18 protein-coding genes, 1 rRNA gene and 2 pseudogenes are annotated in these 24,914 nt (G+C 71.2%); 10 read left to right on the top strand and 11 right to left on the bottom strand.

What is annotated here, in order from left to right:
• Positions 1-175 precede the first annotated feature (175 nt).
• Positions 176-292, top strand: a 5S ribosomal RNA gene (gene rrf / locus DY245_RS06580).
• Between the two features lie 92 nt (positions 293-384).
• Positions 385-2,784 (top strand): tetratricopeptide repeat protein, encoded by a 2,400-nt coding sequence (locus tag DY245_RS48640; protein WP_483409810.1) that lies wholly within the window; start codon positions 385-387, stop codon positions 2,782-2,784.
• 93 nt (positions 2,785-2,877) lie between these two features.
• Here the strand turns inward: DY245_RS48640 and DY245_RS06590 are convergent, their stop codons facing one another.
• The 5 genes from DY245_RS06590 to DY245_RS06610 all read right to left on the bottom strand — a co-directional run bounded on the left by DY245_RS06590 (position 2,878) and on the right by DY245_RS06610 (position 9,594).
• On the bottom strand, positions 2,878-4,683 hold the full coding sequence (locus tag DY245_RS06590; protein WP_128504492.1) for an IucA/IucC family protein: 1,806 nt from the start codon (positions 4,681-4,683) through the stop codon (positions 2,878-2,880).
• A complete protein-coding gene (locus DY245_RS06595; RefSeq protein ID WP_128504494.1) occupies positions 4,680-5,246 on the bottom strand; it encodes a GNAT family N-acetyltransferase in 567 nt (188 codons plus the stop codon). The genes DY245_RS06590 and DY245_RS06595 overlap by 4 nt, the downstream gene beginning before the upstream one ends.
• Positions 5,243-6,562: a lysine N(6)-hydroxylase/L-ornithine N(5)-oxygenase family protein gene (locus DY245_RS06600; protein WP_128504496.1), complete on the bottom strand. Its 1,320-nt coding sequence runs from the start codon at positions 6,560-6,562 to the stop codon at positions 5,243-5,245. Before DY245_RS06600 ends, DY245_RS06595 begins: the two co-directional genes overlap by 4 nt.
• Before the next feature lie 34 nt (positions 6,563-6,596).
• Complete coding sequence (locus DY245_RS06605; RefSeq protein ID WP_128504498.1) at positions 6,597-8,168, bottom strand: pyridoxal phosphate-dependent decarboxylase family protein; 1,572 nt, start codon at positions 8,166-8,168, stop codon at positions 6,597-6,599.
• Positions 8,169-8,328: 160 nt separating this feature from the next.
• Positions 8,329-9,594, bottom strand: coding sequence for a DUF1015 family protein (locus DY245_RS06610; RefSeq protein ID WP_128504500.1), 1,266 nt, complete (start codon positions 9,592-9,594; stop codon positions 8,329-8,331).
• A gap of 177 nt (positions 9,595-9,771) precedes the next feature.
• Between DY245_RS06610 and DY245_RS06615 the strand changes: the two genes are divergently transcribed.
• Positions 9,772-10,797: an HAD-IIA family hydrolase gene (locus DY245_RS06615; protein ID WP_128504502.1), complete on the top strand. Its 1,026-nt coding sequence runs from the start codon at positions 9,772-9,774 to the stop codon at positions 10,795-10,797.
• Between the two features lie 46 nt (positions 10,798-10,843).
• On the opposite strand, the pseudogene DY245_RS06620 reads toward DY245_RS06615, so the two are convergent.
• Together DY245_RS06620 and DY245_RS06625 are read right to left on the bottom strand one after the other, a co-directional pair.
• Positions 10,844-11,730 (bottom strand): annotated as a pseudogene (locus tag DY245_RS06620) (siderophore-interacting protein).
• A gap of 89 nt (positions 11,731-11,819) precedes the next feature.
• Complete coding sequence (locus DY245_RS06625) at positions 11,820-12,848, bottom strand: ABC transporter substrate-binding protein (protein WP_128504504.1); 1,029 nt, start codon at positions 12,846-12,848, stop codon at positions 11,820-11,822.
• Between the two features lie 134 nt (positions 12,849-12,982).
• On the opposite strand from DY245_RS06625, the gene DY245_RS06630 reads away from it, so the two are divergent.
• The 3 genes from DY245_RS06630 (at position 12,983) to DY245_RS06640 (ending at position 16,222) form a co-directional block, all read left to right on the top strand.
• Positions 12,983-13,963 (top strand): FecCD family ABC transporter permease, encoded by a 981-nt coding sequence (locus tag DY245_RS06630; RefSeq protein WP_244942872.1) that lies wholly within the window; start codon positions 12,983-12,985, stop codon positions 13,961-13,963.
• Positions 13,964-13,998: 35 nt separating this feature from the next.
• Positions 13,999-15,150: a FecCD family ABC transporter permease gene (locus DY245_RS06635; protein WP_128504518.1), complete on the top strand. Its 1,152-nt coding sequence runs from the start codon at positions 13,999-14,001 to the stop codon at positions 15,148-15,150.
• 208 nt (positions 15,151-15,358) lie between these two features.
• Entirely contained in the window at positions 15,359-16,222 is an 864-nt protein-coding gene (locus DY245_RS06640; protein ID WP_128504506.1) for an ABC transporter ATP-binding protein, read from the top strand.
• Positions 16,223-16,393: 171 nt separating this feature from the next.
• Here the strand turns inward: DY245_RS06640 and DY245_RS06645 are convergent, their stop codons facing one another.
• Positions 16,394-16,741 (bottom strand): sterol-binding protein, encoded by a 348-nt coding sequence (locus tag DY245_RS06645; RefSeq protein WP_128504508.1) that lies wholly within the window; start codon positions 16,739-16,741, stop codon positions 16,394-16,396.
• A gap of 74 nt (positions 16,742-16,815) precedes the next feature.
• Here DY245_RS06645 and DY245_RS06650 point away from each other — a divergent pair, with 74 nt between their 5' ends.
• The 3 genes from DY245_RS06650 to DY245_RS06660 are packed head-to-tail and all read left to right on the top strand — an operon-like array spanning position 16,816 to position 18,942.
• Positions 16,816-17,181 carry a hypothetical protein gene (locus DY245_RS06650; protein ID WP_128504510.1) on the top strand — a complete coding sequence of 122 codons (366 nt, stop codon included), beginning with the start codon at positions 16,816-16,818 and terminating at the stop codon, positions 17,179-17,181.
• A 7-nt stretch (positions 17,182-17,188) separates the two neighbouring features.
• Entirely contained in the window at positions 17,189-18,004 is an 816-nt protein-coding gene (locus DY245_RS06655) for a TlyA family RNA methyltransferase (RefSeq protein WP_128504512.1), read from the top strand.
• Entirely contained in the window at positions 18,001-18,942 is a 942-nt protein-coding gene (locus DY245_RS06660; RefSeq protein WP_244942873.1) for an NAD kinase, read from the top strand. Before DY245_RS06655 ends, DY245_RS06660 begins: the two co-directional genes overlap by 4 nt.
• A gap of 21 nt (positions 18,943-18,963) precedes the next feature.
• Here the strand turns inward: DY245_RS06660 and DY245_RS45910 are convergent, their stop codons facing one another.
• The 3 genes and pseudogenes from DY245_RS45910 to DY245_RS06670 all read right to left on the bottom strand — a co-directional run bounded on the left by DY245_RS45910 (position 18,964) and on the right by DY245_RS06670 (position 21,918).
• Entirely contained in the window at positions 18,964-19,839 is an 876-nt protein-coding gene (locus DY245_RS45910; RefSeq protein ID WP_244942874.1) for a S41 family peptidase, read from the bottom strand.
• A gap of 29 nt (positions 19,840-19,868) precedes the next feature.
• A pseudogene (locus DY245_RS47805) lies at positions 19,869-20,549 on the bottom strand (S41 family peptidase); the annotation flags it as partial.
• Between the two features lie 19 nt (positions 20,550-20,568).
• The gene (locus DY245_RS06670; RefSeq protein WP_128504514.1) at positions 20,569-21,918 is read right to left on the bottom strand and encodes an ABC transporter permease; all 1,350 of its coding nucleotides are present in this window, start codon (positions 21,916-21,918) and stop codon (positions 20,569-20,571) included.
• Positions 21,919-22,115: 197 nt separating this feature from the next.
• Here DY245_RS06670 and recN point away from each other — a divergent pair, with 197 nt between their 5' ends.
• Positions 22,116-23,843, top strand: a complete 1,728-nt coding sequence (gene recN / locus DY245_RS06675; protein WP_128504522.1) for a DNA repair protein RecN — start codon at positions 22,116-22,118, stop codon at positions 23,841-23,843.
• Positions 23,844-24,914 lie beyond the last annotated feature (1,071 nt).

The following is a 24,914-nucleotide window of genomic DNA, read 5'->3' on the forward strand; positions in this document are numbered from 1 at the left end:
AGATATGGAAGCGCCGTAAGGTGTGGAGTTGACTGGTACTAATAGGCCGAGGGCTTGTCCTCAGTTGCTCGCGTCCACTGTGTGGTTCCCGGGTTGCGAACAGTCGCAATCGCTGGTTGAACCAAGTTTCACTCTTAACTAAAAAGTGTGCTTGTTCGCTAGAACCCGATAGGGTTTCGGTGGTCATAGCGTTAGGGAAACGCCCGGTTACATTCCGAACCCGGAAGCTAAGCCTTTCCGCGCCGATGGTACTGCAGGGGGGACCCTGTGGGAGAGTAGGACGCCGCCGAACAATCTTTCAGGACCCTTGGTCCCAGCGTTCATGCTGGGGCCAAGGGTCCTTTTTGTTTTGCCGAAGCGCGCCGAAGTGGTCGGTGCGTGAGAATGAATGTAGTACCGAAGACAGGAGTCACGTCGATGTCCACCAACTCTTCCGACGATCGTTCGGAGCGCCGGCCGCAGCGGCGCGACGACGGTGACCGCGGTGGTTTCCGGCGTGACGACCGGGGGTCGCGAGGCGACGCCCGTGGCGACAGCCGTGGCGGTGACCGCGGTGGGTTCCGTCGTGATGATCGTCCCTCCGGTGGCGACCGCGGTGGGTTCCGTCGCGATGACCGCCCCTCTGGTGGCGACCGTGACCGTGGTGGGTTCCGTCGTGACGAGCGTCCCTCTGGTGGTGACCGTGGTGGGTTCCGTCGCGATGACCGCCCCTCTGGTGGCGACCGTGACCGTGGTGGGTTCCGTCGTGACGAGCGTCCCTCTGGTGGTGACCGTGGTGGGTTCCGTCGCGATGACCGCCCCTCTGGTGGTGACCGTGGTGGGTTCCGTCGCGATGACCGTCCCTCCGGTGGTGACCGTGGTGGATTCCGTGGCGGCGACCGGCGGGATGAGCGTCCGCGTGGACCGCGTCGCGATGATGAGCGGGGTGGCGGATTCCGGCGCGATGAGCGCGGTGGGGACCGTCCGGCGTTCCGTCGTGACGACCGTCCGACCGGTGGCGACCGTGACCGTGGTGGGTTCCGTCGTGACGATCGTCCCTCTGGTGGCGACCGCGGTGGGTTCCGTCGCGATGACCGCCCCTCTGGTGGTGACCGTGGTGGGTTCCGTCGTGACGATCGTCCCTCTGGTGGCGACCGCGGTGGGTTCCGTCGCGATGACCGCCCCTCCGGTGGCGACCGTGACCGTGGCGGGTTCCGTAGGGACGATCGTCCTTCCGGTGGTGACCGTGGTGGGTTCCGTCGCGATGACCGTCCCTCTGGTGGCGACCGCGGTGGATTCCGTCGCGATGACCGTCCCTCCGGTGGTGACCGTGGTGGGTTCCGTCGTGACGACCGGCGGGACGACCGCCGTGATGATCGGGGCGGCGACCGTGGTGGGTTCCGTCGTGACGATCGTCCCTCTGGTGGCGACCGCGGTGGGTTCCGTCGCGATGACCGCCCCTCCGGTGGTGACCGTGGTGGGTTCCGTCGTGACGACCGGCGGGACGACCGCCGTGATGATCGGGGCGGCGACCGTGGTGGGTTCCGTCGTGACGATCGTCCCTCTGGTGGCGACCGCGGTGGGTTCCGTAGGGATGACCGCCGTGACGATCGCCGTGATGATCGGGGCGGCGACCGTGGTGGGTTCCGTCGTGACGAGCGTCCCTCTGGTGGTGACCGTGGTGGGTTCCGTCGCGATGACCGCCCCTCTGGTGGCGACCGCGGTGGGTTCCGTCGTGACGAGCGTCCCTCTGGTGGTGACCGTGGTGGGTTCCGTCGCGATGACCGCCCCTCTGGTGGCGACCGCGGTGGGTTCCGTCGTGACGACCGCGGCGGCGACCGTGGTGGATTCCGTCGCGATGATCGGGGCGGCGACCGCGGCGGTGAGCGCGGTGGGTTCCGGCGGGACGATCGTGGGCCGCGGCGGGATGACCGGGGTGGGTTCCGGCGGGATGACGAGCGTGGGGGGCGTCGGCCGTACGGCGGTGGCCGGGGGCGCGATGACCGTCGGGACGACCGGCGGGACCGGGAGCGGGAGCCGATCAAGCGGCTGCCGATCCCGGAGGACGTCACCGGTGACGAGATCGACAAGGATGTGCGGCAGGAGCTGCTGAGCCTGCCGAAGACGCTTGCCGAGGATGTCGCCAAGAACCTGGTGATGGTGGCGAAGCTGCTGGACGAGGACCCGGAGCAGGCGTACGGGTACTCGCGGGTGGCGCTGCGGCTGGCGTCCAGGGTGGCGGCGGTGCGTGAGGCCGCGGGCTTCGCGGCGTACGCGGTCGGCAAGTACAGCGAGGCGCTGGCGGAGTTCCGGGCGGCGCGGCGGATGACCGGCAGCGTGGAGCTGTGGCCCGTCATGGCGGACTGCGAGCGCGGTCTCGGCCGGCCGGAGAAGGCGATGGCGATGGCCGGCGAGCCCGAGGTGCAGAAGCTGGACCGGGCCGGGCAGGTCGAGATGCGGCTGGTCGCCGCCGGTGCCCGTCGGGACATGGGGCAGGCGGAGGCGGCGGTGGTCACGCTGCAGAGCCCGGAGCTCGCGTCGAGCGCCGTGCACCCGTGGACGGCGCGGCTGCGGTACGCGTACGCGGATGCGCTGCTGGCGGTCGGGCGTGAGGACGAGGCGCGTGACTGGTTCGCCAGGGCGCTGGAGGCCGACCAGGGCGGCACCACGGATGCCTCGGACCGGCTGGCGGAGCTGGACGGTGTCGAGTTCACCGATGTGCTGGAGGAGTCCGACGAGGTGGCGGAGGGCGACGAGCCCGATGACGCCGGTGCGGAATCTGAGGAGCGGTCCGAGAAGGGCTGAGCTGGTCTGAGCCGGGCTGAGGCCGGGTGAGCGGAAGGCGAAGGGCGGGATCCCGAATGGGGTCCCGCCCTTCGGCGTTGGTGGGGAGGTACGTCAGGGGGTCGGCGCGTAGGGGGCGATGGGGTTGCGGAGGGTGCCGATGAGCTGGAGGGCGCCCGCGGGGTCCTGGAGGTCGACCATCTGCTGGTTGTTGCGCAGCTGGAGGCGGTTGAGGCAGGAGAGCGCGAACTCGTCGGTGAACATGTCGTACTGCGCGAACTTGTCGGCGAGGTGGGGGACGGACGCCTGGTAGTCGGTGACGCAGGCGGCGACCGTGCGCCAGAAGGTGTCCTCGTCGAGGATGCCGCGGTCGGCGAGGGTGCCGCCCAGGAAGCGGAAGAAGCAGTCGAAGACGTCGGTGAAGACGGAGAGGAGCTTCTTGTCCTCGGGGACGTCGGCGCGGATGCGCTCGACGGCCGGCGGCAGCACCGCGTCGGGGTCCAAGACGGCGATCTCTTCCGCGATGTCCTTGAAGATCACCCGGGCCACGGCGCCGTCCTCGATGACCAGGATGGCGTTCTCGCCGTGCGGCATGAAGACCAGGTCGTAGGCGTAGAAGGCGTGGAGGACGGGCGTCAGGTACGCGTCGAGGTAGCGGCGGAGCCAGACGGCGGGTTCCAGGCCGGACTCCTCGATGAGGGCGCCGGCGAAGGAGCCGCCGTCATTGTCGACGTGGAGGAGGGACGCCATGGTGGCCAGGCGCTGGCCCGGTTCGAGGTTGGGGACGGGGCTTTCGCGCCACAGGGCGGCGAGCATTTTCAGATACGGGGAGCCCTTGGCGGTGGCGGCCTCGTACTGGCGGTGGTGGTAGCCGATGGCGGCGCGCTCGCGGATGATCGAGAAGCGGGCGGCCCGGAAGGTGTCATCGGCGGCGATGAGGCGGGCCAGCCAGTCGTTGATGGCCGGGGTGGCCTCCATGTAGGACGCGGACAGGCCGCGCATAAAGCCCATGTTGAGGACGGAGAGCGCCGTTTTGACGTAGTGCTTGGTGGGGCTGGTGGTGTTGAAGAAGGTACGGATGGACTGCTGGGCGAGGTAGTCGTCGTCGCCGGGGCCCAGGCACACCAGGCGCTGCTGGGCGACTTCGGCGGCGAAGGTGACGGAGAGTTTGTTCCACCACTGCCAGGGGTGGGTGGGGAAGAAGTAGTAGTCGGCGGGGTCGAGGCCGAGGGTGGTGAGGGTGGCGGTGAAGCGGGTGCGGGTCTCCTCGCCGAGTTCGTCGCGGATCAGGGTGTCGTAGTCGAGGTCGGCGCCGGCGGTGAAGGTGGCGTGGTCGCGGTGGGCGGCGAGCCAGATCAGCTGGAGGGGGTTCGCGGTCTCCGGGGCGTAGGCGTGGTACTCGTGGATGCCGAAGCCGAGGCGGCCGTTGTTGGCGACGAAGCAGGGGTGGCCCTCGGTCATGCCGGTCTCGACGGCCTGGAAGCCGGACTTCGCGAGCTCGGCGGCGCCGGGCCGGTCGGCGGCGAGTTTGTAGGCGGTGCCGGAGAGCGTGGAGCTGATCTCCTCCAGGTAGACCGGGAGGATCTCCGCGCCGAGGCCCAGGGTCTCGCGGAGTTCGATGAAGAACTCCAGGGCATCCAGGGGGAGTTCGGTGTGGTCGCGGTGGCGGGTGATGCTTTCGGCGTCGACCTGCCAGTGGTCCAGGGCCTGTCTGTGGGCGGCGAAGCGGTATTCGGTGCTGCCGTCGTCGCTGCGTATGGCGTAGTGGCCGTCCTGGGGCAGGCGCTTGGGGGTGAGCAGCCGTTCATGGGCGAACTCGGCGAGGCTCTTGCGGATCAGGAGGCGGTTGGCGCGGGCCCACAGGCCGGGGGTGAGGTGGGCGACGGCGTCCTGGGCGGTCGGCCGGGTGCCGGCGGTCATCGGTGGTCTCCTCGGGTGGCCAGGAACCGGTCGCGGGTGCAGGTGCTGAGGTAGGCGTCTTTGGAGGGCAGCGAGACGGTGCGGACGATCTCGAAGCCGACGGCCTTGTTGAGGGTGTGGACGGCGGTGTTGCGGGCGTCGGGTTCGACGACGACGCGGTGGGTGGCCGGGTCGGCGAAGAGCATCTCCATGACGGTGGTGATCACGGCGAGGGTGAAGCCGTGCAGGGGAGTGGCGGTGGGGGCCGTGAGGAAGTGCATGCCGATGTCGCCGGGTTCGGCGGCGTGGATGCCGACCAGTTCGCGGTGGGCGGGGTCGTAGCGCTCCATGAGGAAGGCCGGGGTGCCGTTGTGCAGGCCGAGGAAGGCGTCGTGGAAGGGGTCGGCGGCCATCCGCGCGAATTCCTTCTCGACGGCGGCGAGGTCGCAGTCCTGCATCAGCCAGAAGGCGGCTTTGGGGTGGGTGACCCAGCGGTGCAGCAGCTCGGCGTCGGCGGACGGGTCGACCGGGCGTAGTGCGAACTCCCCGAGTGCGGCGTCGGTGCGGGTGAAGAGCGGGGTCATGCGGGGATCTCCATGGGGTGGTGCGGGCCGGCCGGGGCGGCGAATTCCTGGAAGGCGATGGCCTTTTCGACCGGGTAGTACTCGCGGCCGAGCAGCTCGCGGATGATGCACGAGTTGCGGTATGCGGCCATGCCGAGGTCGGGGGTGACGAAGCCATGGGTGTGCAGCTCGGCGTTCTGCACAAAGATGCCGTGGCCGGTGGTGTCGATGCTGTAGTTGCGCGCCACGTCGTAGCGGCCGGCGTCGTCCCAGGCGATGCGGTCGTGGACCGGGGCGAGGAAGTCCGGTACGCGGTAGCGGTAGCCGGTGGCGAGGATCAGGCCCTGGGTGTCGAGGGAGAAGTCCGTGCCCTGTTCCTCCTGGCGCAGGCCGAGGGTGTAGGTGCCGGAGGTCTCGTCGTAACTCGCCCCGTTCAGCGCGGTGTTGGTCAGGAGCCGGGTGGGGACCGGGCCGGCGAGGTTCTTCTGGTAGAGCAGGTCGAAGATGTCGTTGATCAGCTCGGAGTCGATGCCCTTGTAGAGGTTTTTGTGCGAGGCGTTGAGCCGGTCGCGGGTGGTCTGGGGGAGTGCGTGGAAGTAGTCCACGTACTCCGGTGAGGTCATCTCCAGCGTGAGCTTGGTGTATTCGAGGGGGAAGAAGCGGGCGGAGCGGGTGGCCCAGGTCAGGTGGTAGCCATGGCTGTCGATGTCCTGGAGGAGGTCGTGGTAGATCTCGGCCGCGCTCTGGCCGCTGCCGATCAGGGTGATGCTGTCCTTGGCCTGGAGGGCGGCCTTGGCGTCGAGGTAGTCGGCGTTGTGCAGCAGATCGCCGCCCAGGCCCTGGCAGGCGTCGGGGATGTGCGGCGGGGTGCCGGTGCCCAGGACGAGTTTGCGGGCGCGGTGGGCGATGCGTTCGCCGGTGGGGAGGTGCTCGGCGTGGACGACGTACAGCTCTTCGCGCTCGTCGTACTCGACGGTGGTGACCTGGTGGGCGAAGCGGATGGAGTCGAGTTTGCCGGCCGCCCAGCGGCAGTAGTCGTTGAACTCGGCGCGCAGCGGATAGAAGCTCTCGCGGATGTAGAACGGGTAGAGCCGCCCGGATTCCTTGAGGTAGTTCAGGAACGAGAAGGGGGAGGTGGGGTCGGCGAGGGTGACCAGGTCGGCCATGAACGGCACCTGGAGGTGGCTGCTGTCCAGCATCATGCCGGGGTGCCAGTCGAAGGACGCCTTGTTGTCCAGGAACAGGCCGTCGAGTCCGTCGATCGGCTCGGTCAGGCAGGCCAGGCCCAGGTTGAAGGGGCCGAGGCCGATGGCGATGAAGTCGTAAGGGGCGGACACACGGTCTCCGATGGGGGATCTGCGGTGAGGAGGGTCAGCGCGCGCTGAGTGCCGGCTGCGGTTGCTCGGCGAGGAAGGCGCCGGCGTGCTCAGCAATCAGGTCGAGGACGGTGGCGATGTCCTCCAGCGTGGTCTCCGGGTTGAGCAGGGTGAACTTGAGGTAGTGGCGGCCGTCGACGACGGTGCCCGCGACGATCGCGTCGCCGGAGGCGAACAGGGCGTCCCGGGCGTGCAGATTGACCCGGTCGCCGATCTCGGGGTCCCGGTCGGCGCCGGGCACGTAGCGGAAGACCAGGGTGCTCAGCTGCGGCTCGACGACGACATCGAAGCGGGGGTCGTCATGGAGGAGTTTCCAGGCGTCCGCGGCGCGGTCGATGACCTCGTCGAAGAGTTCGCCGACGGCCGGTGCGCCCATGATGCGCAGGGTGAGCCAGAGCTTGAGCGCGTCGAAGCGTCGGGTGGTCTGGATCGACTTGTCGACCTGGTTGGGGATGCGCTTTTCGGCCATCCGACGCGGGTTGAGGTAGTCCGCGTGGTAGGTGACGTGTCGAAGGGTTGAGCGGTCGCGGACCAGGATGGCGCTCGAACTGACCGGCTGGAAGAAGGACTTGTGGTAGTCGACGGTCACCGAGTCGGCGCGCTCGATGCCGGAGAGCAGTTCGCGGCGGCGGGATACCAGCAGTCCGCAGCCGTAGGCGGCGTCGACATGCATCCAGGCGCCGTGGCGGGCGCACAGGTCGGCGATCTCGGGGAGCGGGTCGATGGAGCCGAAGTCGGTGGTGCCGGCGGTGGCGACGACGGCCATGGGTATCAGGCCGTCGCGGTGGCAGCGCGCCAGTTCGGCGGCCAGCTCGTCGGTGCGCATCCGCTTGTTCCCGTCGCTGGGGACGGTGATGACGGCCTCCGCGCCCATGCCGAGCAGGGTGGCGGACTTGCGGATGCTGAAGTGGCTGCACTCGGAGGTGAGGATGCGCAGCCGGGGCAGTACGTCGGTGAGGCGGGCGCCGGATAGGGGTCCCCCCTGTTCGAGCCGAACCGAGAACTTGGGGGAAGTGCCGTCGCGGGTCAGCTCCCGGCGGCAGGCCTCGTCGCGGGCGAGCAGCATGGCCTGGAGGTTGGACTGGCTGCCGCCGCTGGTGAAGATGCCGTCGGCCAGCCCACCGAGGCCGATCCGCCGGGCGGTCCAGTCGATCAGCCGGCGCTCGATGAGCGTGCCGCCGGCGCTCTGGTCCCAGGTGTCCAGGGAGGAGTTGACGGCGGAGAGCACGGCCTCGCCGACGAGGGCGGGGATCACCACGGGGCAGTTGAGGTGCGCGAGGTAGCGCGGGTGGTGGAAGTAGACGGCGTCGCGGAGGTAGACCTCTTCGAGTTCGTCGAGCGCGGCGGCCGCGTCGTGCAGCGGTGCGTCGAGGTCGACGCCGTCGACCGTGGGGGCGAGGCCGTCGACGGTGATGCCGGTGAACGGGCGGGCGGTGCCGGCGATTTTGGCGCTGATCCGTGTGACGCTCTCGGTGACCGCGCGGTGGTAGCGGTGGGCCGTACCGTTGTTGAGCAGGTATGTCCGGCTGTCGGCCGGGTCCTCGGCGGAGTGCGCGAGGAGACTCATGAAGATGTCCTCCCTGGTGCGGACTTGACCACGTCCCGCGCAGGGTGAGAGGTGCGCAGGGGCAGGGAAGACCCGCCCGGCGACGTAGTGAGGTAAGCCTAACCTAACTAAGTCGCCGGGCGGGTTCGGGGTGCCGTGGCGCGGGCCGGCCCGGGTGGATTCAGTTGCCGGCGTCGTCCAGGGTGCGCAGAACGAGACCGGTGGCGGGCTTGGGCCCGAAGGAGGTGGACTTGCGCGGCATCGTCACACCGCACTGGGCGAGTTGACGGACCGTCTCCTCGGACGTGGCGCGCATCAGAACGGCCGTGCCGCCGTGCCGGGCCGCCTGCTCGACGGCGGCCTGCGTGTGATGCAGATAGCTGATGTCGGACGGATGGTCGGGGATGTGCCAGACCTCGTCGAGCAGCACGGAGTGCAGCACGGTGGCGTCCAGCTGCCGCCAGAGCTCGGGCCGGTCCCGGCGGATCGTACGGTCCAGCAGCTCGGGATCGGGACGGTCCAGGAGGTGGAAGGAGTCCGGCCCGCCGGCGAGGACGAAGGCGGTACCGGGCGTCTCCTCCAGGGCCTCCAGGGCGGCGGACAGCTCGCCCGGGAGCGTACGGGCGCGGAAGGCGCCGGCCACGTCCGCCAGCGCCTTGGCCGGCGGCAGATGCGGCAGTACGCGGTGGATCGCGCGGACCTGGAGCGGATAGCGGGCGGTGTCGACCAGCAGCACCAGACCGGACGCCCAGGGTGAGGCGGCGGTGGCGCCGGGCTGCTGCTCGTACAGCCGCTGGTAGGTCGCCCAGCGGTGGTGGCCGTCGGCGATCAGGGCCTGCCGGCGGGTGAGATCGGCGTCGATGGCCGCGAGATCGGCGGGGTCGGTGACCGCCCACAGGCGGTGCGCGAAACCGTCCTCCGTGGTGGTGGCGAGCAGCGGAGCGCCCTCGACCACGCGCTCGATGACCGCGGTGGCGCCGGTCGCGGTGCCCTCACCGCGGTAGGAGAGCAGCAGCGGCTCGAAGTTCGCGGCCGCCGCGCGCATCAGCGCGACCCGGTCCTCGACCACCTCGGGAATGACGCCCTCGTGCGGCAGCACCGGACCGTCCAGGCGCAGCGCGCCGATCAGCCCGCGCTGCAGCACCTGGCCGGAGCGCTGCTCGTAGACGTACAGCGCGGGCTCGGGGTCCTGCGTCAGAACGCCCTCGGCGCGCCAGTGGCGCAGGGTGTCGGCGGCCTGGCGGTGGCGGGTGGTGGGGTCCGCGGCGTGCGGGAGGATCAGCCGGACGATGTTGTACGGATCGGCGATCTCCAAGTGGCGCACGCCGTCCGGCCGGACCACCACGTCGTACGGCGGAGAGGTCACGGCGGTGAGGCTGCTGACCCGTTCCGGGGCGTAGCGCAGTCCGCGGAACGGGAGGAGGCGGAGGCCGTCGGTACTGGTCATTGAAGAATGCTATGCCGCCGGCCCGATGAGGGAAGATCGGGGGACAGCCCGAACGTGGCTGGAAATATCGGTATGCGCGGTGCGGAGAACGGCGAGCGGCGGCGGCGCGCGGAGCACGCCTCCGCGGTACGCGGCGCGGCCCTTCGTACGACACATGGGAGCGAGGAGCGAGACGGCATGAACGAGCAGGTTCGCAGGCAACCCGACGGGTGCCGGCGCGCGCTGAGTGAGGCGTACGACACGGCGCTGCTGGATCTGGACGGGGTGGTCTACGCCGGCGGACAGGCCATCGCCCATGCCGTGGACTCACTGACGAGTGCGCGGAACGGCGGTATGCACCTCGCATATGTGACCAATAACGCTGCCCGCACCCCGCAGGCGGTCGCCGACCAGCTGACCGGTTTCGGGCTGCCGACCGGCGCCGGCGATGTGATCACCTCGGCACAGGCGGTGGCGCGGCTGATCTCCGAGCAGGTGCCGGCGGGCGCGCGGGTGCTGGCCATCGGCGGCGAGGGACTGCTGGTGGCGCTGCGCGAGCGCGGTCTGGAGCCCGTTTTCTCCGCGGACGACGATCCGGCGGCCGTGGTGCAGGGCTACGACCCGACGCTGGACTGGGAGCGGCTGGCGGAGGCCGCGTACGCGGTGCAGCGCGGGGTGCCGTGGTTCGCGTCCAACACCGATCTGACGATCCCCAAGGAGCGCGGGATCGCCCCCGGCAACGGCGCGTTGGTGGAGGTCGTCCGGATCGCCGCGGGCGGGACGCCACAGGTGGCGGGCAAGCCGCAGCCGCCGATGCACCGGGAGACCGTGCTGCGCACCGGCGCCCGGCGGCCGCTGGTGATCGGGGACCGGCTCGACACCGACATCGAGGGCGCCTACAACGGCGAGGTGGACTCGCTGCTGGTGCTCACCGGCGTCACCACCCCCGCCGAGCTGCTGGCCGCCCCGCCGCAGCACCGTCCGGCGTATGTGGACGCGGATCTGCGCGGGCTGCTGGCGCCGCAGCCGGAGGTGACCGCGGACGACGGCGGCTTCCGCTGCGGCGGCTGGCGGGCCGAGGCGGCCGGCGACGCGCTCGTCGTGGAGGGCGAGGGTACGCCGCTGGACGGGCTGCGGGCGCTGTGCGCGGCGGCCTGGACGGCTGCGGGGGACGGCAGTTGCGGGGCGGACGCGGGGAAGGCGTTGGAGCGGATCGGGATGTGAGGGCCGGGGCCCCGCCGGCGCCCGTTGGTGCCCCCATGGCGCGGGCTCAGTCCTCCTCGGACGCGGCCGTGCCGGCCGTCAGCTCCGCGATCAGGTCCTCCTCGGTGGCGCCGCGGCGCCAGTAGCCGGTGAACTTGACGGCCCTGCGGTCGATTCCGCGCTCGCGGACCAGATGCCTGCGCACCGCCTTGACGGTCCCGGCCTCGCCGGCGACCCAGGCGTACGGTGTGCCCTCGGGCAGCTCGGCGGCGCGCAGGGCGTCGAGCACCGACTCACGGTGTGCGGCGGCCGCCTCGTCCCGGACGATCCAGGTGATATCGGCGTCGGCGAAGGTCGGCAGCTGCTGCCGGTCGTCCTCGTGCGCGACCTCGATCCACACCTTGGCCCGGGTACCGGGGGACAGCCAGGACAGGATGCCGGCGATCGCGGGCAGCGCCGTCTCGTCGCCGGTGATCAGGATCCAGTCGGTGCCGGCCGGCGGCCGGAAGTCGACGCCGCCGTTGTCCTCGACGGCCGGGGCGAGGACGGTCAGCCGGTCGCCGGGCCGGGCGCGGGCGGCCCAGCGGGAGGCGGGGCCGCCGGCGGTGGCGGCTGCCGTCTCCGCGCCGTGCAGCGCGAAGTCGACATCGAACTCCTCTGGTTCAGGGCGCTGTTCGCGGATCGTGTACGAGCGCATCACCGCGCGCTCGGCCGGATCCTGCGCCGCCAGGCGGGGTACCAGCCGTCGCCGGTGTCGTCGAAGACCGGCCGGTCCTGGTGGGGTTGCGGGAGGAAGAGCTTGAAGCGCTGGTCACGACCGCCGGATGCCAGCTCGGCCAGCCGTTCGCCGCCGAAGGTGATGCGCACCATGGAGGGGCTCAGCCGCCGGGAGCGTACGACGTGCACATCGAAGAAGCGGAACGGCGCGGTGGCGGGGGCGGCGGTCGTGGTCATGCGGGGAACCTCCCGGGACGGTGGTGGGGGTGGGTGAGGCCGCGGTGGACCGCTTCGGCCCGCGGGCAGCGGTCCGCCGCGGCCGTACGTCAGTTGACCTTCTTGGCGCTCTCGATGGCCTTGGCGAGCGACTCGATGAGCGGGGCGGCGCCCGCGTAGGAGAAGCGCGGCTCGCTCGACCACGGGGTGATCTGGCCGGCCTTGACGGCGGGCAGCTTGGCCCAGGAGGGCTTGGCGGCCAGGTCCTTGGGCTGGAGGGTGGCGGTCCGGTTGTCCAGCAGAAGCACGTCCGCCTTGTACTTGTCGGCGTTCTCCCAGCTCAGGCTCTCGAAGTAGCCGCCCTTGTCCAGGTGGTCGGGCACGATCAGATCGACGCCGAGGGACTTGTAGTACATGAGGTCGGCGTTGATGCCCGGGTTGGAGGCGTAGAAGAGGTCGGCGCTGCCGGAGCAGGCGAGCACCTTGACCGGGTGGGACTTGGCGGCCTTGCGCAGCGTCGCGGAGGCCTTCTCGAAGCGGGCCTTGGCGTCGGTGACCTTCTTGGCCCGGAGGTCGGCGCCGAGCGACTTCGCGAGGTCGGCGTAGCGCTCGATGATCTTTACGAGCGGGACCCGGGCCGAGGTGATGGCGACGGTCTTCGCCAGCGGGGTGATCTTGTCCTTGCTGTCGTCCGGTACGAACCACAGCGCGTCCGGCTCGTACATGTTGGTGACCAGCAGATCGGGGCGGAGGGCGGCGTACTTCTCGACGTTGAACTGGTTGTAGGCGTTGCCGATGATGGTGACCTTGTCGACGTCTACGTCACCGGCCTGCGGGTCGGGCTTGCCGTTCTTGAGCTTGGTGGGGCCGAAGACGCCGACGACCTGGTCGTCGATGCCGAAGTCGTGCAGCGCGGCCGCGGTGCCGGTGAAGGCGACGATGCGCTGCGGGGTGCTCTTGAGGGAGACCTTCTGCTTGCGGTCGTCGGTGAAGGACCAGGAGCCGCCCCCGGCACCGCTGTTGGCGCTCCCCGAGCCCTTGTCCCCGCCGCATGCGGCGAGCAGTGCGCCGATGCCGACGGCGCCGCCCGCGGCCAGGATGCCGCGACGGGACAGAGTTACGCTTCGGGAGGTGCTCATGGTGGCTGCGCTTCTCTCTGGGAGGGCCTGCAAGTCGAATGTGAGGGTAGGCTAACCTAACTAGCGTGTTGGTTGACAGTCCCCCCGAAGCAACAACGGCCCCGGCTCCCGTGACACCCCGGCGGCGGCATGTCATGCGCTCCGCGGGGCTGGTCGCCTCCGTGGCCGTCCTGGCCGTCATCGCCGTCCTGGGTATCGCCGTCGGCGCCAAACAGATCCCGCTCGACCAGGTGTGGCACGGGGTGTTCCACTACTCCGGCTCCGACAGCGGCGTGGTCGTCCGCGATGTCCGCTTCCCGCGCACCCTGCTCGGTCTGATCGTCGGCGCCGCCCTCGGCCTGGCCGGCACGGTCATGCAGGCGCTGACCCGAAATCCCCTGGCCGACCCCGGAGTTCTCGGCATCAACGCCGGCGCCTCGGCCGCGGTCGTCTCCGCCATCAGCTTCTTCGGCGTCACCTCGCTGACCGGCTATGTGTGGTTCGCGTTCGCCGGCGCCGCGGTGGTCTCCGTCGCGGTGTACGTCCTCGGCGGCACCCGCAGTGCCACACCCGTACGGCTCGCCCTGGCCGGCACCGCACTGACCGCCGTCCTCGTCGGCTACATCAACGCCGTGAACCTGATGGACACCGCCGCGCTGGACAAGATGCGCTTCTGGACGGTGGGTTCGCTGGCCTCCGCCACCATGCCGACGGTCACCCATATCGCGCCGTTCCTGGCGGTCGGCGGTGTTCTCGCGCTGCTGATCGCCCGCCCGCTGAACGCCATTGCGCTCGGCGACGACCAGGCGCGGGCGCTGGGCGCCCGGCTGACCCGCACCCGGGTGCTGGCGATGCTCGCCGTCACCCTGCTGTGCGGCGGGGCAACCGCCGTCTGTGGCCCGATCGTCTATGTCGGCCTGATGGTTCCGCATGTCGTACGGGCCATCACCGGGCCCGACATGCGCTGGATCCTGCCGTACTCCGCGGTGCTCTCGCCGGTGCTGCTGCTCGGCGCGGACGTCCTCGGACGGGTCGTGGCGCGGCCCGGCGAGCTGCAGGTCGGCATCGTCACGGCCGTGGTCGGCGGCCCGGTCTTCATCTATCTCGTACGGCGTCGGAGGATGGCCCAGCTGTGAGCGCGACCGTGAAGTCCGGCAAGGACGCCGGTGCGATGTCCGGTAAGGACGCCGGGGTGAAGTCCGGTAAGGGCGCCGGTGTGAAGTCCGGTGAAGGCACCGGGAAGGATGCGAAGGCCGGGGGCGCGCGTGGGCGGGGGGTGACGGCGGCCCGGCGGATCACGGCCGTGCGCACCAAGGGCGGGCTCTCGCTGCGTTTCGACGCACGCGCCACCTTCGTCGGACTGCTGCTGCTGGCCGTCGCGCTGGCCGCCGGCATCGCACTGATCGGCTCCGGCGACTACCCGATGACGCCGGGCGAGGTGATGGCCACGCTGACCGGTGGCGGCGATGCCGGCCAGCAGTTCATCGTGCAGGATCTGCGGCTGCCGCGGGTGCTGGTGGGGCTGCTGGTCGGCGCCGCCTTCGGGATCGCCGGGGCGGTCTTCCAGACCGTCTCCCGCAACCCGCTGGGCAGTCCGGACGTCCTCGGCTTCGCGCAGGGATCGTCCGTCGGCGCGCTGGTCGTCATTGTCTACTTCCAGGGCGGGACCTTCGCGGTCGCCGTCGGCGCGGTCGTCGGCGGGGTGGTTACGGGCCTTGCCATCTTCCTGCTCGCCTGGAAGCGCGGCATCCACGGCTACCGCTTCGTGCTCGTCGGCATCGGGGCGAGCGCCATGCTCTACGCGATGGTGCTCTACCTCATGACCAAGGCGAACATCGTCGAGGCGACCCGGGCCACCACCTGGATGACCGGCTCCCTCAACGGCCGCGACTGGGACCAGGTCTGGCCGCTGGCCGCCGTCTGCGCCGTACTCGTCCCGGTGGTGCTGCTCTACGGGCGGCCGCTGCGGATGCTGGAGATGGGCGATGACGCCGCGTACGCGCTGGGCGTACGGGTCGACCGGGTCCGCCTGGTCGCCTTGATGGCCGCGGTCGTGCTCGTCGCCTCCGCCACCGCGGCGGCCGGGCCGATCTCCTTCGTGGCGCTCACCGCACCCCAGCTGGCCCGGCGGCTCACCCGCTCGCCCGGCCCCAATCTGCTGCCGGCCGCCCTCATGGGGGCCGTGCTGCTGGTCGCCGCGGACTGGTCCTCGCAGCGTCTCTTCGGCGCCGACCAGCTGCCGGTGGGCGTACTGACCGGTGTCCTCGGCGGCGGGTATCTGCTGTGGCTGCTGGCTACGGAGCGTAAGGCGGGGCGGATATGAGCGGGTGTGAGGGGCGGGGCGGTGGTGGTGGCGTTGTGAGCGGCGGTGTGGCGTCTGCCGGGCCGCGGGTCCGTGTTCTCCGGGCGACAGTGCGGCGATTGCCGGGCCACCTGGCGGAGACTGCCGGGCCACCGGGCCGTGTTTGCCGGCCGGCAGGGCGGCGTTTGCCGAGGAAAAGCAGCGACACGACAACCCCAGGAGTTCAGAAGTGAGCCGTCTCACGGCCGAGAATGTCACCCTCGCCTACGACCAGCGGGTCATCGCCGAGAACCTCTCGGTCGCCATCCCCGACCACTCCTTCACGGTCATCGTCGGCCCGAACGCCTGCGGTAAGTCCACGCTGCTGCGCGCGCTCTCGCGGATGCTCAAGCCGGCCGCGGGGTCGGTGCTGCTGGACGGCTCCGCGATCTCCTCGCTCCCGGCGAAGAAGGTCGCCAAGGCGCTCGGGCTGCTGCCGCAGTCCTCAATCGCCCCGGACGGGATCACGGTGGCGGACCTGGTGGCGCGCGGCCGCTATCCGCACCAGGGGCTGCTGCGGCAGTGGTCGGCCGACGACGAGCGGATCGTCCAGGAGTCGATGGCGGCGACCGGCGTCGCCGAGCTGGCCGACCGCTACGTCGACGAGCTGTCCGGCGGACAGCGGCAGCGGGTGTGGATCGCGATGGCCCTCGCCCAGCAGACACCGCTGTTCCTCCTCGACGAGCCGACGACATACCTGGACATCCAGCACCAGATCGAGGTGCTGGACCTGTGCGCGGAGCTGCACGAGGAGCAGGGGCGGACGCTGGTCGCGGTGCTGCACGACCTCAACCACGCCGCCCGTTACGCGACCCATCTCATCGCCATGAAGGACGGCGCGATCATCGCCGAGGGCGCGCCGGCCGACATCGTCACGGCGGAGCTGGTGGAACGGGTCTTCGGGATCAGTTGCCAGGTGATCGACGACCCGGAGACTGGCACACCGCTGGTCGTCCCGGCCGCGCGCAAGCCGCGTAACGGCGGTTCCGGGGGCGGCCGGGCGGCGGCGGAGCAGACGACGGCGGCCGTGGCGGCGGGGGCGCCGAGGGGGTGATCGGTGGGGCGGGGGCTGAGGGGGCCGGGACCTGGGGGGCCGGGCTTAGGGGGGCTGCTACCGATGAGCCGGGGGTGGCGACCGATGAGGCCGGGGCCGGTGACCGATAAGCGGGGGCCGGCGACCGGTGAGGCCGGGCCGGTGAAGCTGTGAAGAGTGAGGCGGCAGCGACTACAGCAGCGTCCTGAGGCGCAGCAGGTCGCGCAGACCGGCCTCCAGCTTGACGCGACCGCTGCCCCAGGCCATCGCGAAGTTCAGCCGTCCGTCGACCAGCGCGACCAGGTCGTCGCCCACCATGGACAGGCGGATCTCGGCCTTTCGCGGGGGCGGGCCCGGGATGCTCGTCACGTTCTCGATGGTGCCGTCGGCCAGCCTCCCGAGGAACGTCACATCGAGGTCCGTGATGCGGCAGCTGAGCGAACGGTCGAGCGCGGCGGCGCTGCGGACGTTGCCGTCCGCGGAAGACAGGTTCTGGGCCAGCCGGTCGAGAGCGGCGCGGCACTGGTCGAGGGTTGCCATCGTGACCGACGATACGCCAGGTCGGGGGCGGCTCGTTCGTCCTTGACCCCGTTCGCCAAGGTAGCGTCGGGGGCATGGATGAGCCGATGTCCGGCCCTGAGCCGGAGGCACCCACGGGGGCCGTGCCGGGGGAGCCCGCGCAGCCTGGGGAAGCCGTGCAGCCTGGGGCGCGCGAGGACAGCGCGGCTGTAGGGGCTGTAGGGACTGCCCCGACCACTGCCGACGGGCCGCAGTCGCTCGGGGTGGGAGTGACGCCGACCGGCGAGGCCGCGGTGGATGCCGGGCTGCGGCGGCTCGCCGATGCCGACCACCTCCCCGCGAGCGGACATCTGCGGGTGTACGAGGATGTGCATCGTGGGCTGCGCGATGTGCTGGCCGGTCTCGACCAGCACCCGGGGCCGCCCGCCCCTTCCTCGACGACGTACGACAACAGGAGCTGAACCACAGGTGGCAGGAGTGGCACGACGCCGACTCGACGCGGAGCTGGTGCGCCGCAAGCTGGCCCGTTCGCGCGAGCACGCGAGCCAGCTGATCGCTGCCGGCCGGGTGACCGTCGGCGGTGCGACCGCGACGAAGCCGGCCACCCAGGTGGAGACCAGCGCGGCCGTGGTCGTACGCGAGGACGAGAGCGACCCCGACTATGTCTCGCGCGGCGGTCACAAGCTCGCCGGAGCGTTCGCCGCATTCGTCCCGCTCGGTCTGAAGATCGAGGGCCGTCGGGCGCTGGACGCGGGCGCCTCGACGGGTGGTTTCACCGATGTCCTGCTGCGGGCCGGCGCCGGTCATGTCGTCGCCGTCGATGTCGGATACGGACAGCTCGCCTGGTCGCTGCAGAGCGACGAGCGGGTCACCGTGAAGGACCGCACCAACGTACGCGAGTTGACGCTCGAACAGATCGACTCGCAGCCGGTCGATCTCATCGTCGGCGATCTCTCCTTCATCCCGCTGGGGCTCGTACTGCCCGCGCTGGTCGGCTGTGCGGCGCCCGACGCGGACCTCGTACTGATGGTCAAGCCGCAGTTCGAGGTCGGCAAGGAGCGGCTGGGCAGCGGCGGAGTGGTGCGCAGCGCGGAGCTGCGGGCCGAGGCGGTGCGCGCCGTCGCGAGCCGGGCGGCCGGACTGGGACTTGGCGTAGTTGGCGTAGTGGCGAGCCCGCTTCCTGGACCTTCCGGGAATGTCGAGTACTTTCTGTGGCTGCGCGCCGGGGCGCCTGCACTCGACCCGGCGGATGTCGACCGTGCAGTGGCGGAGGGGCCTCGTTGACCACAACCCAGGCAGTTGAAGGCAGCGCAGCACACGAGAACAGCGGAGCCGGGCGGACGGTGTTCCTGCTCGCACACACCGGCCGCCCTGCGGCCATCCGCAGCGCCGAACTCGTCGTCCAGGGGCTGCTGCGCAGCGGCATCGGGGTGCGCGTGCTGGCGGAGGAGGCCGCGGATCTGCCGCTGCCGCCGTCGGTCGAGCGTGTCGAGTCGGAGCAGTGCGCGGCCGAGGGCTGCGAACTGCTGGTGGTCCTGGGCGGGGACGGCACGCTGCTGCGTGGCGCGGACTTCGCCAGGACGTCCGGGGTGCCGATGCTCGGCGTCAACCTCGGCCGGGTCGGCTTCCTCGCGGAGGCCGAACGCGATGACCTGGACAAGGTCGTCGACCGGGTCGTCACCCGCGCCTACGAGGTCGAGGAGCGGATGACGCTCGACGTCCTCGTCCGCAACAACGGCAACGTCGTGCACACCGACTGGGCCCTCAACGAGGCGTCCGTGGAGAAGGCCGCACGGGAGCGGATGCTGGAGGTGGTGACCGAGGTCGACGGCCGGCCCGTCTCGCGCTTCGGTGGCGACGGGGTGGTCTGTGCGACCCCGACCGGCTCGACGGCGTACGCCTTCTCGGCCGGCGGCCCGGTGGTCTGGCCCGAGGTCGAGGCTCTGCTGATGGTCCCGATCAGCGCACACGCCCTCTTCGCCAAGCCGCTGGTCACCTCGCCGCACTCCGTACTGGCGGTCGAGGTCCAGCCCAAGACCCCGCACGGCGTGCTGTGGTGCGACGGCCGCCGCACCGTCGAACTTCCCGCCGGCGCCCGCGTCGAGGTCCGCCGCGGCGCCGTACCCGTACGTCTTGCGCGTCTGCACCATGCCTCCTTCACGGACCGTCTGGTCGCCAAGTTCGCCCTCCCGGTGGCGGGGTGGCGGGGCGCGCCGCACTAGGCACGCCCCCGGACGGGGGCTTTACCCGCCGTCCCCTGCGGTCCCGTGTGTGCTGTCCGCGAGGAGCTCCTTGGCGCGGGTGAGGGCGGAGTCGCGCCGTGTGGAGAGTTCCTTGTCGGTGAAGACCGGGGTGGGGACGGCGGGGGGTATGCCGGCACCGTCGAAGGTGTGGCCGTCGGCGGTCAGGAACTCCTCGTTGGGCAGGCCGAAGCTCCAGCCGTTCGGGAGGGTGCGGTCCAGGATGTCGGAGAAGACGCCCTGGGTGTTCTCGCCGATCCGGGTGGGGGCGGGGGAGCGGCCTGTCAGGGACTGGGTGAAGGTCTCGCCCGCGCTGAAGGTGAGCAGGCCGGTGAGGACCGCGATCGGGCCGGTGTAGACCGGACCCCGGTGGGGGCGGACCTGAATCGGCTGCGGTGTGGTGAACTTGCCCGGGTCCTGCGGGTTGTTGCGCGCTTGCTTGCTGTAGGCGAGATACGGGTGATCGGTGAGCCGGGAGGCGATGCGCAGACCGAGGGGGTCCGCGCCTCCGCCGTTGAGGCGTACGTCGATGATGAGGCCGCGCAGGGCTGCCGGGCCCTGCGTACGCGCCTTGGTGAACACGGAGTTCAGGGCGCGGTCGAGCTCGGCGACATCGCCGGCGTAGTCACCCTTCTTGGTGTAGCGGGAGAACTGGGTGACACGGAAGTAGCCGATCCGGCCGGGGAGATCGGCGTAGGCCAGCCTGCCCTGGGCCCAGGTGCGCCAGGTGACACCGGGGCCGAGATTCGCGGTGATCGCCTTGTCGATGCGGGCCGTGGATTCCGGGGTGGGCAGGACGGTGCCGGGACGACTGCCCGCGAACCACTGGCGGGGTCCGGCGACGACCCGGGTGTGCGCATCGTGCAGCGGCTCGATCATCTTGCGGAGCACCGCGAAGAGTTCGTCGNATCGTGCAGCGGCTCGATCATCTTGCGGAGCACCGCGAAGAGTTCGTCGTCGGTGGTCCGGTCCGTGATGCGAGGGCGGTATCGGTCGCGGACCGCCGCCCAGTCGATCTTCTTCGCCCGGAAGAAGGGGTAGTTCTCGGCGTAGGTCTGCCAGAAGACGTCGAAGACCGCCCTGGGGTCGCGCGGCGGATGCTTGGCGCAGCGGTCGGGGAGGGCGTCGATGCGGTGGAGCGTCCGCCGGCCGACTGCGTCCTCCATGGTCAGCCGGGCGCGGTCGGCGCCGGTCGGTGACACGGTGATCGGGACCGAGTCCGGGACGGTGAAGCGGCTTCGGTCGTGTGCATCGGGGTCGCCGGCGCGGGTGCCCGTGGTGGAGCCGGGCAGGCAGCTGATCGCGGTGGTCTCGTACGTACGCAGGCTGCGGCCCTTGATGGTGAGCAGGGTGCCGTAGCCGTCCATCCGCCAGACGCCCTCCAGGGAGGCGCCCGAGGCGTGGGTGGGCCGGGCTGTGGTGGGGTCTTTCGAGGCGGTACGGGCGTCCGTGTCGGAGCGGGCCGCCCGGGCCGGGCCGGTGCAGGCGGCGGTGGCCGTGAGGGCGGTGAGGGCGGTCAGCGCGGCGAGCAGCAGGGGCACGCGACGGCGGCGGTGGCCGTGGTTCGGGCCGGATCCGGGGTTGTTCATGGGCGTACCTCGTGGTGGGTCAGGCCGCGGCGAGTGTTTCCGCGGCGCGGCGGCGCAGGCTGATGTGGACGGGCAGTCCGGTCGCGAGCAGTGCGAGCAGCAGGGTGCCGCCGGCTATCGAGCCGGCCGTCGTCCAGGGCACGTACGGCAGCGCGTCACCGAACGCCTGCTGGAGCATCGGGGCGAGGGTGAACAGTGCGATGGCCGTACCGAGAACGAGGGCGGTGCCGGCCACGACGGACGCCTCCCAGGCCGCCATCGCCCGCACCTGGCGCGGATGCGAGCCGACCAGGCGCAGCAGCGCCATATCGCGGCGGCGCTCGGCGGTGATCATGGCAAGGGTGTTGGCGGCGGCGATGGCGGCGAAGCCCGCGTACAGCCCCGTACCGATGTAGTCCAGCCACACCTCGCCGGCCGGTCCGGCGGAACCGGTCCGGTGCTGGGCGGTGGTGCGCATCGCGATCTTTGTGGTGCCGAAGGCCACCACCAGGACCAGGGGGACGACGGCGGCGGAGAACCGGCGGGACTGCGTTGTGACGTTCTGCATCGCCAGCTCGGCCGCGCTGCCGAACCGGCCGATCAGCCGGGACACCAGCCAGGCGGCCGGGCTGATGATGCGCGGTCCCAGCAGCCCCACACCGACGCAGAACAGCAGCAGCACCAGGAACGCGCCCTGGCTCGCCTTCTCGGCCGGCTGGTCGGCGAGCAGCCGGGAGACGATCACGCCACCCGCCGTCGCGGCGAGCCCGAGCGGCAGCCGCAGCAGGCCCAGCTTCCGGCGGCCCGCTGCCGCCTCCTCCAGCGCCCGCGCCGGACGCAGCGCCGCGAACCGGCTCGATGCGAGCAGCCCGGCGATCGCCGACGTGATCACCACCACCGCCAGGCACACCGGCAGCACGATCCAGCTGAACCGGAAGGGAACCTCGCGCGGAATGAGGCCGTGGTCGACCATGCCGTCGAACCACCAGCGCGCCAGCACCGCGCCCAGCGCGCATCCGGCGAACGCCGACGGGATCGCGGCCGCCACCGCCTGGGCGGCGGTGGCCCGCCGGATCTGCCAGGGGCGGGCGCCGATCGCGCGCAGCGTCGCGAATTCGCGATGCTGCTGGGCGACGGCCGTACCCATCGTCGAGGCGACCACAAAAATCGACATATAGATCGAACCGAGCAGGAGGACGGCGGCCATGTCGCCGACGTTGTGGGCGGCCATCACCCGCCGAGCGGCGGGCGGGACGCCGTCCGCGCCGGTCGTGACGAGCATCGTCATCGACGCGCCGACCACGGTCGCGGAGAACAGCGTCGCCACCGCCGTCCCCGTGAATGCGGGCCGGTGGCCACGCAGCGCCGCACGCGCCAAACCGCTGGACATGAGCACACCTTTCGTTTCGAACTGTGATCAGCGTGACGGCCGGGCATGATCGCGCACCATGAGGAATCCACCCGTCTTTTGGTGGGGTTTTCCGCAGGGTCGGCGGCCGGAGAACCGCAGGACCGGAGGAAGGAGTGAGGGGAGGCCGTCGCGGGGCGGCCCTCGGACCTCGTAAGGTCGTATCCGTGTTGGAGGAGATGCGGATCCGGTCCCTGGGCGTCATTGACGACGCCGTTGTCGAGCTGTCCCCGGGCTTCACGGCGGTGACCGGCGAGACGGGCGCGGGCAAGACCATGGTCGTCACCAGCCTCGGCCTGCTGCTCGGCGGGCGCGCCGACCCCGCCCTGGTGCGGATCGGCGCCAAGTCGGCAGTCGTGGAGGGCAGGATCAGCGTCGGCCCCCAAGCCCCCGCGGCGCTGCGGGCCGAGGAGGCCGGCGCGGAGCTGGACGACGGCGCGCTGCTGATCAGCCGCACGCTCTCCGCCGAGGGCCGCTCGCGCGCCCATGTGGGCGGCCGCTCCGTCCCCGTCGGCCTGTTGCAGGAGTTGGCCGACGACCTGGTCGCCGTACACGGCCAGACCGACCAGCAGGGCCTGCTGCGGCCGGCTCGTCAGCGCCAGGCCCTGGACCGCTACGCCGGAGACGCGGTCGCCGTGCCGCTCGCCAAATACACCGCCGCACATCGCCGGCTGCGCGCCGTCGCCACCGAGCTGGAAGAGCTGACCACACGGGCCCGCGAACGCTCCCAGGAAGCCGATCTGCTGCGCTTCGGCCTGGACGAGATCGCGGCGGTCGAGCCGCAGGCCGGTGAGGACGTCGAACTCGCCGCCGAGGCCGAGCGGCTCGGCCACGCCGAGGCGCTGGCCTCCGCCGCGACCGTCGCGCACGCCGCGCTGGCCGGCAACCCCGAGGACCCCGAGGGCGTCGACGCCACCACCCTGGTCGCCGGCGCACATCGCGCGCTGGAGACCGTACGCAGCCACGACCAGGAGCTTGCCGCGCTCGCCGAGCGGCTCGGCGAGATTGGCATCCTGATGGCCGACGTGGCGGGCGAGCTGGCCAGCTACGCCGACGGCCTGGACGCCGACCCCTTGCGGCTCGCCGCCGTCGAGGAGCGCCGCGCGGCCCTGAACCACCTCACCCGCAAGTACGGCCACGACATCGCCGCGGTGCTGGCATGGGCCGAGGAGAGCGCCGCCCGGCTCACCGAACTGGACGGCGACGACGACCGGATCGGCGAGCTGACGGCGGAGCGGGACGCGCTGCGCGCCGAACTGGGCGATCTGGCCCAGGCGCTGACCGACGCCCGCACGGCGTCGGCGAAGCGTTTCGCCGACGCGGTCACCGCCGAACTCGCCGAACTCGCCATGCCGCACGCCCGCGTGACCGTCGAGATCCGCCAGACCGAGGTCGCCGAGGACGCCGACGGCATCGAGGTCGGCGGCCGCACCGTGGCCTACGGGCCGGCCGGTGCCGACGAGGTCGAGCTCCTGCTGGCTCCGCACCCGGGCGCACCGCCCCGGCCGATTGCCAAGGGGGCATCCGGAGGTGAGCTCTCCCGGGTGATGCTCGCCGTCGAGGTGGTCTTCGCCGGCTCCGACCCCGTACCGACCTACCTGTTCGACGAGGTTGACGCGGGTGTCGGCGGCAAGGCGGCCGTCGAGGTCGGCAGGCGGCTGGCCAGGCTCGCGAAGTCGGCGCAGGTCGTGGTCGTCACGCACCTCCCGCAGGTCGCGGCGTTCGCGGACCGGCAGCTGCTCGTGGCCAAGACGAACGACGGGTCGGTCACCAGGAGCGGCGTGAAGGTCCTGGAGGGCGAGGAGCGGGTCCGCGAACTCTCCCGGATGCTGGCCGGCCAGGAGGACTCCGAAACGGCCCGCGCGCACGCGGAAGAGCTGCTGGAGACGGCGCGTACGGGCAGCTGAGAGCCGAGGGAGGCCGTCGTGGTGGCCTCCTGCCTGCTCCCTGTGCGCCCGGCGATCTGGTTCACGTACAACGGGCCGTGGGCTTTGCGTGCTACGGCCGTGTGCTCTGCGTACTACAGCTGCGTGTTTCGCGTGCTACGGGCTGTGGGCTGTGGGCTCTGAATAAGACGGGCCGCGCGCGCTGCGTGAGACGGGCCGCGTGCTTCGCGTAAATCGAGCCGCGCGCTCCAGGTAGTCCCGCCTGTCCGCTCAACGCCCACCCCGCCCCCCCCGCTCACCCGCCCCACATACACCCGCCCACCCCCCGAAGGGGGGTGGGCGGCGGGGAAAAACATTAAGGGGGCGAGCGGCGAGGCAGGCCGTGAACGGGGCGAGCAGTGAGGAAAGCCATGAACAGGGGTGGGCGGTAAGGAAAGCCGTGAACGGCGCGAGCGGTGAGGAAAGCTGTGAACGGGGGGCGGGCGGTGAGAGAGCCGTGCAGAGGAGCGGGTAGCGAGAGAGCCCTGCAGGGGGCGGCAAGGAAAGCCATCAACGGGGACGGGTGGTGGGAAAGCCGTGCAGCGGAATGGGCTGTGGGGGAAGGCCGTGAACGGGGACGGACGGTGGGGAACGACGCAGGGGGACGGGGCGGTGGGGAAGGCCCTGAACGGGGACGGACGGTGGGAGAACCGTGAAGGGCACTGACGGGCACTCGGTGGCGGGAACGCCATGACGGGGACGGGCGGCGGGGAAAACGTGAGGGCGGAGGGCGGAGGCAGGGCTCCCGTCAGGTCGCGAGGCTCTCGCCCCTAGGGTGGCGGGAGTTGAGCTCGGCAGGGTGCCGGGCGAGGGGAGTGACATGGTGGCGGTGGCCGGCAGCAGGGTGCTGGGGGGCGGATCTCGGCGCTGCTCGGGGCGGCAGGGGTGACACGGGCCGCATACGGGGCACTGAGGAGCCGGCCGCCGGGCGGTGCCGTCCTGTGGGAGCGGAAGAACTACGCCGGCCGGACGGTGGACCTGCACGCCGGGCTCGCGACGGCCACCGGCACCGCGCTCGCCGCCGCCACCGCGCCGGGGCTGCCCGCCCGGGCC

This window comes from Streptomyces inhibens (assembly GCF_003389455.1).
Taxonomy (GTDB): Bacteria; Actinomycetota; Actinomycetes; order Streptomycetales; family Streptomycetaceae; genus Streptomyces; species Streptomyces inhibens.